The 12,052-nt window shown below is 65.5% G+C and carries 13 protein-coding genes; 2 read left to right on the top strand and 11 right to left on the bottom strand.

What is annotated here, in order from left to right; genetic code table 11:
* Window positions 1-59: 59 nt before the first annotated feature.
* From AC1TXO_RS03195 to AC1TXO_RS03160, 8 genes are read right to left on the bottom strand one after another with little or no spacing between them, the layout of a single operon-like run.
* Window positions 60-1,061 carry a septal ring lytic transglycosylase RlpA family protein gene (locus AC1TXO_RS03195; RefSeq protein ID WP_486405007.1) on the bottom strand — a complete coding sequence of 334 codons (1,002 nt, stop codon included), beginning with the start codon at window positions 1,059-1,061 and terminating at the stop codon, window positions 60-62.
* A complete protein-coding gene (mltB, locus tag AC1TXO_RS03190) occupies window positions 1,061-2,071 on the bottom strand; it encodes a lytic murein transglycosylase B (protein WP_486405006.1) in 1,011 nt (336 codons plus the stop codon). Before mltB ends, AC1TXO_RS03195 begins: the two co-directional genes overlap by 1 nt.
* Window positions 2,072-2,088: 17 nt before the next feature.
* A complete protein-coding gene (gene rodA, locus AC1TXO_RS03185; protein ID WP_054892858.1) occupies window positions 2,089-3,192 on the bottom strand; it encodes a rod shape-determining protein RodA in 1,104 nt (367 codons plus the stop codon).
* 38 nt (window positions 3,193-3,230) lie between these two features.
* Window positions 3,231-5,126 (bottom strand): penicillin-binding protein 2, encoded by a 1,896-nt coding sequence (gene mrdA, locus AC1TXO_RS03180; RefSeq protein WP_486405005.1) that lies wholly within the window; start codon window positions 5,124-5,126, stop codon window positions 3,231-3,233.
* Between the two features lie 16 nt (window positions 5,127-5,142).
* Complete coding sequence (gene rlmH / locus AC1TXO_RS03175; RefSeq protein WP_486405004.1) at window positions 5,143-5,610, bottom strand: 23S rRNA (pseudouridine(1915)-N(3))-methyltransferase RlmH; 468 nt, start codon at window positions 5,608-5,610, stop codon at window positions 5,143-5,145.
* Window positions 5,611-5,619: 9 nt separating this feature from the next.
* Window positions 5,620-6,042: a ribosome silencing factor gene (rsfS, locus tag AC1TXO_RS03170; protein WP_054892808.1), complete on the bottom strand. Its 423-nt coding sequence runs from the start codon at window positions 6,040-6,042 to the stop codon at window positions 5,620-5,622.
* 44 nt (window positions 6,043-6,086) lie between these two features.
* Window positions 6,087-6,746 carry a nicotinate-nucleotide adenylyltransferase gene (gene nadD, locus AC1TXO_RS03165; RefSeq protein ID WP_486405003.1) on the bottom strand — a complete coding sequence of 220 codons (660 nt, stop codon included), beginning with the start codon at window positions 6,744-6,746 and terminating at the stop codon, window positions 6,087-6,089.
* Window position 6,747: 1 nt separating this feature from the next.
* Entirely contained in the window at window positions 6,748-8,013 is a 1,266-nt protein-coding gene (locus AC1TXO_RS03160; RefSeq protein ID WP_486405002.1) for a glutamate-5-semialdehyde dehydrogenase, read from the bottom strand.
* 307 nt (window positions 8,014-8,320) lie between these two features.
* Here AC1TXO_RS03160 and AC1TXO_RS03155 point away from each other — a divergent pair, with 307 nt between their 5' ends.
* Both AC1TXO_RS03155 and AC1TXO_RS03150 read left to right on the top strand, forming a co-directional pair.
* A complete protein-coding gene (locus AC1TXO_RS03155) occupies window positions 8,321-9,007 on the top strand; it encodes a DNA-3-methyladenine glycosylase (protein WP_486405001.1) in 687 nt (228 codons plus the stop codon).
* A 4-nt stretch (window positions 9,008-9,011) separates the two neighbouring features.
* On the top strand, window positions 9,012-10,328 hold the full coding sequence (locus AC1TXO_RS03150) for a bifunctional DedA family/phosphatase PAP2 family protein (RefSeq protein WP_486405000.1): 1,317 nt from the start codon (window positions 9,012-9,014) through the stop codon (window positions 10,326-10,328).
* A gap of 46 nt (window positions 10,329-10,374) precedes the next feature.
* Here AC1TXO_RS03150 and AC1TXO_RS03145 read toward each other — a convergent pair whose 3' ends face one another.
* Genes AC1TXO_RS03145 through AC1TXO_RS03135 form a run of 3 tightly spaced genes read right to left on the bottom strand, consistent with a single transcriptional unit; the run spans window position 10,375 to window position 12,050 of the window.
* Window positions 10,375-10,965: an LON peptidase substrate-binding domain-containing protein gene (locus AC1TXO_RS03145; protein ID WP_486404999.1), complete on the bottom strand. Its 591-nt coding sequence runs from the start codon at window positions 10,963-10,965 to the stop codon at window positions 10,375-10,377.
* 9 nt (window positions 10,966-10,974) lie between these two features.
* Window positions 10,975-11,691, bottom strand: a complete 717-nt coding sequence (locus AC1TXO_RS03140; RefSeq protein ID WP_486404998.1) for an LrgB family protein — start codon at window positions 11,689-11,691, stop codon at window positions 10,975-10,977.
* On the bottom strand, window positions 11,688-12,050 hold the full coding sequence (locus AC1TXO_RS03135) for a CidA/LrgA family protein (protein ID WP_486404997.1): 363 nt from the start codon (window positions 12,048-12,050) through the stop codon (window positions 11,688-11,690). Before AC1TXO_RS03135 ends, AC1TXO_RS03140 begins: the two co-directional genes overlap by 4 nt.
* Window positions 12,051-12,052 lie beyond the last annotated feature (2 nt).

Below are 12,052 nucleotides of genomic sequence, written 5' to 3'. Positions count from 1 at the left end.
CCGACAGGTCGGCGCCGTCTTTTTCGCGGGCAAACCCGCGCTCACCGCGAACTGCAGGGTCAGTCTGCTGTGACCAGCTTGGCCTGCCCAAGGTTCGCCAGGCGAATGCTGTCCTGCGCCTGCTGGATCTCGCCCTGGCTGTTGATCGGCCCGAGGCGTACGCGGTGCAGGGTCTGCTGGTTACGCACGATGGAACTGATGAACACCGGCGCGCTGACCATGGTGCTGAGCTTCGAGCGCAGCAGTTCGGCGGCGTCCGGGTTGGCGAAGGCGCCCACCTGGAGGAAGCTGCCGCCGCTGTTGCCCGGCACGTTGTTGCCCCCAACCTGCACCGGCACCACCGGGGCCGCGTGCTGCTGCGGCGGCGGTGTCCACTGCTCGACGCGTCCGGTGCTGGCCGGGATCGGCTGGGCCTGGGCGACCTGCGGCTCCTTGAGCATCAACGGTGGCTGCTGGCCCTTCTGCGCCCACCACTGCTGCGGATCGATACCCTCGACGCGCACATGCGCCGTGCCGATCTCGGCGTAGCCGAGCTTCTTCGCCGCGGCGTACGACAGGTCGATGATGCGGTCGGAATAGAACGGGCCACGGTCGTTGACGCGCAGGATCACGCTGCGGCCGTTGGCGAGGTTGGTCACCCGCACGTAGGCCGGCAGCGGCAGGGTCTTGTGCGCCGCGCTCATGCCGTAGAGGTCGTAGAGCTCGCCGTTGGCGGTGTTCTGCCCGTGGAACTTGGTGCCGTACCACGACGCGGTGCCCTCGGCGCGGTAGTTGCGCGAGTCCTGCATCGGGTAATACGTCTTGCCCAGCACGGTATAGGGGTTGGCCTTGTAGTTGCCGGTGTGCATGGTCGGGGTGGCGTCGGGGATCTTGTTGACATCCACATCCCACCAGGGGGCACCGTCCTTGTGGGCACGGTTGATGTCAAGGCCGGGCTGCGAGCGCACGGTATTGCCGCCGCCCTGCGAGGTCGGGCGGCTGGAAGAGCAGCTGACCAGCAGCACGCCGATGGCGGCGCAGGTCAGCAGCTTGAAGGTATTGGCTTTGAACAATTCACGCATTACTTGGCGCCCCGTGCCTGGACCAGCTGTTGCGAAAGCTGATGCACCGCCATGGCATACATCACGCTGCGGTTGTAACGCGTGATCGCGTAGAAGTTCTTCAGGCCCATCCAGTATTCCGGGCCGTTGTCGCCTTCGAGCCGGAACGCCGTAACCGGCAGATCATCGCGCAGCGCATCATGACTCGACCAGCCCAGCGCCCGCAACTCCCCGACCGTGCGCACAGGCTCGATACCGGTGGTCAGGCCCTGGTCGACCCGCTCGCCGCTCACCTGGGCGCGGCTGACCACAGGCTGCCCGGCGACCCAGCCGTGACGCTTGAAGTAGCTGGCCACACTGCCGATGGCATCGTCCGGGTTGGTCCAGATATTGATGTGACCGTCGCCGTCGAAGTCGACGGCGTAGTTGCGAAAACTGCTCGGCATGAACTGCGGCAGGCCCATGGCACCGGCATAGGAGCCCTTGAGCGTCAGCGGATCGAGCTGTTCCTCGCGCGCCAGCAGGAGGAATTCGCGCAGTTCCTTGCGGAAGAATTCGGCACGCGGCGGATAGTCGAAGCCCAGCGTCGACAAGGCATCTATGACCCGATAGTTGCCGGTGTTGCGGCCGAAGAAGGTTTCCACGCCGATGATCGCGACGATGTACTGGGCCGGCACGCCATATTCCTGCTCGGCGCGGGCCAGTACCGCCTCGTGCTGGCGCCAGAAGTCCACACCGCGGGCGATGCGCGCGTCGGTGATGAACATCGGGCGGTATTCCTTCCACGGCTTGACCCGCTCGGCCGGGCGCGAAATCGCGTCGAGAATCGCCTGCTTGCGCTGGACCTCGCTGAATACGCTCATCAGTTGCTCGCCGGCGAAACCGTAGTCGCGGGTCATTTCGCCGACGAACTCGGCCACCTTGGGCGAGCCGTCATAATCGCCGGCATGGGCCTGCTGGACAGCGCCGAGCAACCCCATCGCGCCGATCCACGGCATACAACGGGCGGCCCAGCCACGCACTGCTTGCATGAAATTCTTCACCTTTTTCAAACCTGCGCGATCCATTTGCGGTGCGTGTGGATCGACATCAAAACGCCAAACGCTGACAGCAGCGTCACCAACGAAGTTCCGCCATAGCTGATAAAGGGCAGCGGCACGCCCACCACGGGCAGCAGGCCACTTACCATACCGATATTGACGAACACGTAAACGAAGAAGGTCATCGTCAGGCTACCGGCCAGCAGCTTGCCGAACAGGGTCTGCGCCTGCGCGGTGATGACCAGGCCGCGGCCGATCAGCAACAGATAGATGATCAGCAGCAGGCAGATACCCACCAGGCCGAACTCCTCACCCAGCACGGCAATGATGAAGTCGGTGTGGCTTTCGGGCAGGAAGTCCAGGTGCGACTGGGTGCCCAACAGCCAGCCCTTGCCGAACACGCCGCCGGAGCCGATCGCGGCCTTGGACTGGATGATGTTCCAGCCGGTGCCCAGCGGATCGCTCTCCGGGTCGAGGAAGGTCAGGACCCGTTGCTTCTGGTAGTCGTGCATCACGAAGAACCACATCGCCACCGCCACCGGTACCGCTGCCGTCACCACGCTGATGATCCAGCGCCAGCGCAGGCCGCCCATGAACAGCACGAAGGCACCGGAGGCCAGGATCAGCAATGCCGTACCCAGGTCAGGTTGTCGGACGATAAGGATGAACGGCACGCCGATCAACACCAGGCTGATTGCGACGTGTTTCAGATGCGGTGGCAGGGTGCGCTTGGACAGGTACCAGGCGATGGTCGCCGGCATGATGATCTTCATGAACTCCGAGGGCTGGAAGCGGATCACCCCGGGGATGTTGATCCAGCGCGTGGCCCCCATCGCGTTGTGGCCCATGACATCCACCACCACCAGCAACAGCACCCCGGCCACATAGGCCAAGGGTACCCAGCGCGCCATGAAGCGTGGCTCGAGCTGGGCGATGATGAACATCGAGACCAGGCCGATGCCGAAGGAGCTGGCCTGCTTCATCAGCAGGTCCCAGTTCTTGCCGCTGGCCGAATAGAGCACGAACAGGCTGCCGGCGGCGAGCGTCAGCAGGATGAGCAGCAGTGGGCCGTCGACGTGGATGCGCTGCAGGAAGCTGGCGCGCCTGCGCATCACGTCCTCGCTGGAGAGCATGCGATCGAAATTGTTCTTCACGGGGCCGTTTCCTGGGCGACAGTGACAGTGGCGGGGCCAAATTCAGGTTTGAGCCGGCCGTTTTCGTCGAGCAGCCAGGCGTCCATGACCTGCCGCACCACGGGGGCTGCGACGCCGGAGCCGGACTCGCCGTTCTCGACCATCACCGAGACCACGATCTTCGGGTCTTCGGCGGGGGCGAAGGCGACGAACAGCGCGTGGTCGCGATGACGCTCCTGGAGTTTGTTGCGGTCGTACTTCTCGCCCTGCTTGATCGCCACCACCTGCGCGGTACCACTCTTGCCGGCGATGCGGTAGGGCGAACCGAGCGCAGCCTTGCGGGCGGTGCCGCGGGCGCCGTGCATCACCTGTTCCATGCCATGGGTGACACGTGCCCAGTCGTTCTTGTCGCGCAGGACGATATCGTCCATCGGGTTCTCGTCCACCGGCTGCTTGCCTTCGATGGTCTTGGCCAGGTGCGGACGGTTCCACTTGCCCTTGTTGGCGATCAGCGCAGTGGCCTGGGCCAGTTGCAGCGGGGTGGCCTGCATGTAGCCCTGGCCAATGCCCAGGATCAGCGTCTCGCCGGGGAACCAGGCCTGGCGGCGGGTGGCGCGCTTCCACTCACGTGACGGCATTAGCCCAGGCGACTCCTCGAACATGTCGAGCGAGACCTTCTGGCCGACACCGAACTTGTTCATGTAGGCAGACAACCGATCAATGCCCATCTTGTGCGCAAGATCGTAGAAGTACGTATCGTTTGACCGCATGATCGCCACATCCAGGTCGACCCAGCCATCGCCGGTGCGGTTCCAGTTGCGGTACTTGTGGTCATAATTGGGCAGTTGGTAGTAGCCCGGGTCGAACACTCGGCTGCTGGCGGTGACCACACCGCTGTCCAGACCGGCGATGGCCACCGCCGGCTTGATGGTCGAGCCCGGCGGGTACAGGCCACGCAGCACGCGGTTGAACAGCGGCCGGTCGATCGAGTCGCGCAGTTCGGCGTAGGCCTTGAAACTGATACCTGTGACGAACAGGTTGGGGTCGAAGCTCGGCTGGCTGACCATCGCCAGCACCTCGCCCGTGCGCGGATCGAGGGCCACGATGGCGCCGCGACGCCCGGCCAGCGCCGCTTCGGCAGCCTCCTGCAGCTTGATGTCCAGGCTCAGGACAATATCCTTGCCGGGAATCGGGTCGGTGCGCTTGAGCACGCGCAGCACGCGACCGCGGGCGTTGGTCTCGACCTCCTCGTAGCCGACCTGGCCGTGCAGGTCGTCCTCGTAGAAGCGTTCGATACCGGTCTTGCCGATATGGTGGGTGCCGCTGTAGTTCACCGGATCGAGGGACTTGAGCTCTTTTTCGTTGATCCGGCCGACATAACCCACCGAATGAGCGAAATGCGCACCCTGCGGATAGTGACGCACCAGCTGCGCCGCCACCTCCACGCCCGGTAGCCGGAACTGGTTCACCGCCACCCGTGCGATCTGGTCTTCGCTGAGCTCGAACAGGATCGGCACCGGCTCGAACGGCCGGCGCCCCTGCTTCATGCGTTTTTCGAACAGGGCCCGGTCATCGTCGGTCAGCTCCAGTACTTCGATGATGGTATCGAGCACTTCCTGCCACTTGCCCGCGCGCTCGCGGGTCATGGTCAGGCTGAAGCTGGGCCGGTTGTCGGCGACGATCACCCCGTTGCGGTCGAAGACCAGCCCACGGGTCGGCGGAATCGGCTGCACATGCACCCGGTTGTTTTCCGACAGCGTGGAGTGATAGTCGTACTGGATGATCTGCAGGTAGTACAGGCGCGCGATCAGCACGGACACGAGCAGCACGATCGCCACCGCGCCGACCACGACGCGGTTGCGCACCAGGCGGGCGTCTTTCTCGTGGTCCTTGAGGCGGATCTGCTGCGGCATCGGACGGCTTACGAAGTCATTTGTGGTAAGGGTGCCCGGACAACACGGTCCAGGCGCGATAGATCTGCTCGCCGATCAGGATCCGCACCAGCGGGTGCGGCAAGGTCAGCGGCGACAGCGACCAGCGCTGCTCGGCACGGGCGCAGACTTCCGGCGCCAGCCCTTCCGGGCCGCCCACCATCAGGTTGACCGTACGCGCATCCAGGCGCCAGCGGTCCAGTTCGCCCGCCAGCTGCTCGGTGCTCCATGGCTTGCCATGGACTTCGAGCGTGACGATGCGCTCCCCGGGCTGGACCTTGGCCAGCATCGCCTCGCCCTCCTGACGAATCAGGCGGGCCACGTCGGCGTTCTTGCCACGGGTGTTCAGCGAGATTTCCACCAGCTCCAGCGACAGCTCGGCGGGGAGGCGCTTGGCGTACTCGTGCCAGCCTTCCTCGACCCACTTCGGCATGCGCGAGCCGACCGCGATCAGACGCAGACGCACGGCGATTCCTTATTCACGGTCCTTGAGCTTGTCGGTGAAGTAGTCGCTGGCGTTCTCCGGGCTGTGGTGCTTGGCATCGGCAGCACGGCTCTGCTCGGCGCCCAGCCACAGGCGCTCCAGATCGTAGAACTGACGGGCAGCGGCGGTCATCATGTGGACGATGACGTCGTTCAGGTCCAGCAACACCCAGTCGCTGTCGCCCTTGCCTTCTTCGCCCAGCGGCTGCGCGCCCTTGGCCTTGACCGCCTCACGGACCTTTTCCAGCATCGCGTTGATCTGGCGGTTGGAGGTACCGGTGGCAATGATCATGTAGTCGGTGAGGCTGTGCTTGTCGCGCACGTCGATGACCTGGATATCCTGGGCCTTGACGTCTTCCAGCGCGGCCTTGGTCAGTTCGACCAGTTCTTCGCCATTGATTTTCTGCTTGGTCATATAAAACTCGTTCAACTCGTTGAATGAGGCGCCCTGCGGCGCCCTCAGTTGGACGCACGGTACAGACCGTGCGCCTCGATGTAGGCCAGTACTGCGTCCGGCACCAGGAACCGAACCGACTTGCCGCTGGCCAGCAGCTGCCGGATCTGTGTGGCGGACACCGCAAGCGGCGTCTGCCAGACGAACGAAATGTTCCCCGCCGGGCCGGACATGGCGGTGGGATCGCTCTGCGAGCGCGCAGCCAGAAGGTTGCGCAGCTCGTCGGGGGGTTCGACATCGGCATCCGGGCGCTGCAGCACCAGGATGTGACAGTGTTGCAGCAGCTCTTCCCAGCGATGCCAGCCCGGGAGGCCACAGAAGGCGTCCCAGCCCAGCACCAGGTAGAGCTGGTCGTGCGTGTTCAGTTCGCTGCGGATCGACTCCAGGGTGTCGATGGTGTACGACGGCTTGTCGCGCTCCAGCTCCCGGGCATCCACGTTCAAGCCCTCGACCCCATGCACCGCGCTGCGGACCATGGCCAGCCGATCGTCGGCTGCAACCTGCGGCGTGTCACGGTGCGGCGGCCGGGCGTTGGGCAACAGGCGAAGCTCGTCCAACCCCATGAACTCGGCCACTTCCAGCGCGCTGCGCAGGTGACCGATGTGCACCGGGTCGAAGGTGCCGCCGAGGATGCCGATACGCCGGACTGCCGGGGCCTTGCTCAACTCAGCAGGACCCGCGCAGCTGACCGTCGCCGATCACCACGTATTTTTCGCAGGTCAGCCCTTCCAGGCCGACCGGGCCGCGGGCATGCAGCTTGTCGGTGGAAATACCGATCTCCGCACCCAGGCCATATTCGAAGCCATCGGCAAAGCAGGTCGGGGTGTTGAGCATGACCGACGCCGAATCGACCTCGGCCATGAAACGCCGGGCGTTGCCCTGGTGCTCGGTGGCGATCGAGTCGGTATGGTGCGAGCCGTAGTGGTTGATGTGCTCGATGGCCTGGTCCAGGCCATCGACGACACGAATCGACAGGATCGCGTCAAGGTATTCGGTGTGCCAGTCGTCTTCGCTGGCCGGCTTGGCGCCGATGATCGCCCGGGTGCGCTCGCACCCGCGCAGCTCCACGCCTTTTTCCTCGAAGCGACGGGCCATTTCCGGCAGGAACGCCTGGGCCACGCTGGCATCGACCAGCAGCGTCTCCATGGCGCCACAGATACCGTAGCGGTAGGTCTTGGCATTGAAGGCAATGCGCATGGCCTTTTCCAGGTCGGCATGGGCATCGACGAAGAGGTGGCAGATGCCGTCCAGGTGCTTGATCACCGGGACCCGCGCATCGCGGCTGATGCGCTCGATCAGGCCACGACCGCCGCGCGGGACGATGACGTCGACGAACTCGGGCATGCTGATCAGCGCGCCGACGGCCTCGCGATCGGTGGTCTCGACCACCTGCACAACGGCGGCAGGCAGGCCGGCCTCGGCCAGGCCACGCTGGATGCAGGTGGCAATGGCACGGTTGGAGTGAATGGCTTCGGAGCCGCCACGCAGGATGGTGGCGTTACCGGACTTCAGGCACAGGCTGGCGGCATCGATGGTCACGTTCGGACGCGACTCGTAGATGATGCCGATCACCCCGAGCGGCACGCGCATCTTGCCGACCTGAATGCCCGACGGACGGTAGCTCATGTCGCGGATCGCGCCGACCGGATCGGGCAGCGCCGCCACCTGGCGCAGGCCGGTGATCATGCCGTCGATGCGCGCCGGGGTGAGCGCCAGGCGATCCAGCAGTGCTGGCTCCAGGCCATTGGCGCGGCCGGCGGCGAGGTCCTGTTCATTGGCTGCGGTCAGCTCGCCGCGTGCCGCGTCGAGGGCGTCGGCAGCGGCCTGCAGGGCGCGATTCTTCTGCGCGGTGCTGGCACGGCCGATCACCCGCGAGGCCTCTCGGGCGGCGCGACCCAGGCGGGTCATGTAGTCAAGAACGGACTCGGTCATGGGCTCGGTGTCTTGGCAAAGGGGAAATCGGCTGATTATAACTGGCGCGCTCGGGTACGCCCAGCGGCGGGTGGCGGATGGTAGAAGATGGCAGGGAAAATATGTAGGAAAGATGTAACCACCAGTATCGGGATTGACCAGGCAAGGCACCGACCCTTTTGCGGGCAAGCCCGTTGTCACGGGTAGCGGCGTGAATGGACGAGCGCCGGCGACATCCCGGGAAGATCAACCCGGTTACAACCTGGTTCAGCCTCGATTAAGCCTTTCATTGCTATCATCCCCGCCCTCACCACCACGAACCGCCAACATGCCCGTCCCCTGCCCGGCCCGCGCCCTGCCCGACAGCTTCTTCGACCGCGACGCCCAGACCCTCGCCCGCGCATTGCTGGGCAAGGTCATCCGCCATCGCCACGGCGACCTGTGGCTGGCCGCGCGCATCATCGAGACCGAGGCCTACTACCTCACCGACAAGGGCAGCCATGCCTCGCTCGGCTACACCGAGAAGCGCAAGGCGCTGTTTCTCGACGGTGGTCATATCTACATGTACTACGCCCGCGGCGGCGATTCGCTGAACTTCACCGCCCAGGGGCCGGGCAACGCCGTGCTGATCAAGTCGGCCTACCCCTGGGTCGATGCACTTTCCGATGCCAACAGCCTGGCGCAGATGCAGCTCAACAACCCCGACGCCAGCGGCGGCCTGCGCCCGGCGCAGCGCCTGTGCGCCGGCCAGACCCTGCTGTGCCGCGCCCTGGGTCTGAAGGTGCCCGACTGGGACGCGCGCCGCTTCGATCCCGAGGGGCTGTACGTCGAGGATTGCGCCGTCCGTGTGCCGCGCGTGATCCAGACCACCCGCCTGGGCATCCCCCAGGGCCGCGACGAGCACCTGCCGTACCGCTTCGTCGACGCCGAGTTCGCCCGTTTCTGCACCCGGAACCCGCTGCGCCGGGGCCAGGTCGAAGGACGGGATTTCTTCATCCTGGAACAAGGAAACTGACACCATGAGCCAATGGCTCGACAGCCTCACCGGCTGGCTTGGCGCGAACCCGCAGTGGCTTGGCCTGGCCATCTTCCTGATCGCCTGCATCGAATGCCTGGCCATCGCCGGCATCATCGTGCCGGGCACCGTGCTGCTGTTCGCCGTGGCCGTGCTGGCCGGCAGCGGCGCCTTCAGCCTGGGCGAAACGCTGCTGCTGGGCTTTCTCGGCGGCATACTGGGCGATGCGCTGTCGTACACCATCGGCAAGTATTTCCACCAGAACATCCGCCGCCTGCCGCTGCTGCGCCATCATCCGGAATGGATCGGAAGCGCCGAGACCTACTTCCAGCGTTATGGCATCGCCAGCCTGCTGGTGGGCCGATTCATTGGTCCGCTGCGGCCAATGCTGCCGATGGTCGCCGGCATGTTCGACATGCCGCTGCCGCGCTTCATCGCCGTGAGCCTGGTGGCCGGTGCCGGCTGGTCGGTAGCCTACCTGCTGCCCGGCTGGGCCACGGGCGCGGCGATGCGCCTGCCGCTGCCCGAGGGCTTCTGGCTGGACGCCGGGATCATCGCCGGTGGCCTGGCGGTACTGGTGGGCCTGAGTTTCAACAGCAGCATCCGCGACCAGCGCCACGGCACCCGCCTGATCGCAGGCCTGAGCCTGCTGGCGCTGGCAGGCGTGTTCCTCGGCTGGCCCTACCTGCACGAGTTCGACCAGGGGGTCATGACCCTGGTCCAGGAACACCGCAGCAAGGCCCTCGACGGCGCCGTGGTCATCGTCACGCGCCTGGGCGACTTCAAGACCCAGCTCTTCCTCGGCGGCCTGCTGACCGGCCTGTTGCTGCTGGCACGGCAATGGCGCCATGCGCTGTTCGCTGGCGGCGCGCTGATCGGCACGGCCCTGTGCAACGGCTCGCTGAAATGGCTGTTCGCCCGGGCGCGCCCGGAGGTGCTGGCCGATCCGCTGACCAGCTACAGCATGCCCAGTGGGCACAGTTCGGCGTCCTTTGCCTTCTTCCTGGTGCTGGCGGTACTGGCCGGTCGCGGCCAGCCGCCGCGCATGCGCCTGACCTGGGTGTTGCTGGGCGTGCTGCCGGCACTGTCGATCGCCCTGTCGAGGGTGTACCTGGGCGCGCACTGGCCCACCGACATTCTGGCCGGAGCCCTGCTGGCGTGCTGCGTGTGTGCGGTCAGCCTGACCCTGGTGCAGTACCGCGAACCGCTGGTGGCGCTGCCGCAGAAGGTGTGGTGGCTGATCCTGCCGGCGTGCATCGCGCTGCTGGCGTTCTTTGCCATGCACTCGCTGCCCAAGGCGTTGCTGCGCTATCAGTATTGAAGTGAAGGGCCGGATTTACCGGCCCTGTCGCGTGCGCCGCGAAAGCTCAGGCAAACAACTCCCCCTGGATCCGCTCCAGCAGTAACTGGATGGCCTCCAGTCGCTTTGCGGGCGAGTCGATCGCCAGCAGGTCGATCTTGTCCTCGTCCATGAACGGCAGCAGGTACGCCAGCTGGTTGGCCAGCGACTGGCGCCCGTCGACTTCGCGCGGCATGTCCAGGGCCTCGACCATCGGGTGCTCACCCAGCGCGACCAGCAGCGCCAGCAGGTCATCATCCTGCTCGACCAGCGGGCTGTCGCCCGGTTCGGCCAGCCACTGCACCTCGCCGACCATCAACTGGTCCTTGAGCACATCGGTCTGCTCCACACGAAAGCGCCGCACGCCCTCGACACGGATGCCCAGCAGACCGTTGTCCTGCTGCACGAAGTCGCGGATCAGCGCCTCGCAACCGAACGACGCAATGCCCGCCGGTGCGTGGCCGACCTGCTCGCCCTCGAGGATGCACACCACGCCGAAGCCTTCGCCCTGTTTCATGCAGCGGCCGATCATGTCCAGGTAGCGCGCCTCGAAGATCTGCAGGTCGAGCAGACAGCCGGGGAACAGCACGGTATTGAGGGGGAACAGCGGTAACGTCATCTCGACTCCTCAAGCCACCAGACTGACGGCCAGCGGCAGGAACACCGCCGTGGCCACGCCCATCAGGCTCATCGCCAGCGCGGCGAAGGCGCCGCATTCATCACTTTCCTGCAAGGCCACCGAGGTGCCCACCGCATGCGCCGTGATCCCCAGCGACATGCCCCGCGCCTCGGGGCTGAGCACGCCGCAGCGGGTGAGCAGGGCCGGGCCGAAGATCGCACCGATCACCCCGGTGAGCAGCACGAACACCGCCGCCAGCGCCGCCACGCCGCCGATCTGCTCGGCCACCAGCATGGCGATGGGCGAAGTCACCGACTTCGGCGCCATGGTCATCAGGATCATGTGCTCGGCGCCAAACCACCAGCCCAGCGCCAGGCAGGCCAGGGTGGCGAACAGGCCTCCGATTACCAGCGTAGTAAAGATCGGCCAGAACAGTTGGCGGATGCGCCGCAGGTTGAGGTAGAGCGGCACCGCCAGGGCCACGGTGGCCGGTCCGAGCAGGATGTTGAGGATCTCGGTGCTGCGCTTGTATTCGCTGTAGTCGATGCCGCACGCCAGCAGCACGCCGATCACCACCAGCATCGACACCAGCACCGGCTGCAGGAAGATCCAGCGGGTACGCTCGTAGCCTGCCAGCACCAGTTGATAGGCGCCGAGGGTGATGCCGATGCCGAACAGCGGATGGTGGATGACCGCCTCGAGGGCACCCTGCCAGTCGAGGCTCATGGCTGCTCCTCATGCTTGCCCTGGCGGTGGATGAGCTTCTGCATCAGCACACCGACGAACGCCAGGGTCAGCACGCAGGAGATCACCAACGCCCCGACGATGGCCCAGAAATCCGCCGCGATGTCGCGAGCGTAGACCATCACCCCCACCGCAGGCGGGACCAGCAACAGCGGCAGGTAGCGCAGCAGACTGCCAGCCGCTTCGTTGAGTGGCTTGCCGACCTCGCCACGGATCATCAGGAAGCCCAGCAACAGCAGCAGGCCGATGATCGGCCCGGGAAGCATGTGCAGGACCAGGTGATTGAGCGCCGTGCCCACCAGTTGGAACAGCACCAGCCAGGTCAAACCACGCAACAGCATAA

The sequence above is a fragment of the Pseudomonas sp. FA117 genome (assembly GCF_057370475.1).
Note: the sequence above shows the minus strand (reverse complement) of the source record. Positions and strands in the feature narration are given on the sequence as shown.

Coding starts and splice junctions, on each gene's coding strand:
- AC1TXO_RS03150 (WP_486405000.1), top strand. CDS start 9,012: ATGAGCCAATGGCTCGACAGCCTCACCGGCTGGCTTGGCGCGAACCCG.
- AC1TXO_RS03145 (WP_486404999.1), bottom strand. CDS start 10,965: ATGACGTTACCGCTGTTCCCCCTCAATACCGTGCTGTTCCCCGGCTGT.
- rsfS (WP_054892808.1), bottom strand. CDS start 6,042: ATGACCAAGCAGAAAATCAATGGCGAAGAACTGGTCGAACTGACCAAG.
- mrdA (WP_486405005.1), bottom strand. CDS start 5,126: ATGCCGCAGCAGATCCGCCTCAAGGACCACGAGAAAGACGCCCGCCTG.
- AC1TXO_RS03140 (WP_486404998.1), bottom strand. CDS start 11,691: ATGAGCCTCGACTGGCAGGGTGCCCTCGAGGCGGTCATCCACCATCCG.
- AC1TXO_RS03160 (WP_486405002.1), bottom strand. CDS start 8,013: ATGACCGAGTCCGTTCTTGACTACATGACCCGCCTGGGTCGCGCCGCC.
- AC1TXO_RS03155 (WP_486405001.1), top strand. CDS start 8,321: ATGCCCGTCCCCTGCCCGGCCCGCGCCCTGCCCGACAGCTTCTTCGAC.
- mltB (WP_486405006.1), bottom strand. CDS start 2,071: ATGCAAGCAGTGCGTGGCTGGGCCGCCCGTTGTATGCCGTGGATCGGC.
- AC1TXO_RS03135 (WP_486404997.1), bottom strand. CDS start 12,050: ATGCTGTTGCGTGGTTTGACCTGGCTGGTGCTGTTCCAACTGGTGGGC.
- AC1TXO_RS03195 (WP_486405007.1), bottom strand. CDS start 1,061: ATGCGTGAATTGTTCAAAGCCAATACCTTCAAGCTGCTGACCTGCGCC.
- rodA (WP_054892858.1), bottom strand. CDS start 3,192: ATGCGCAGGCGCGCCAGCTTCCTGCAGCGCATCCACGTCGACGGCCCA.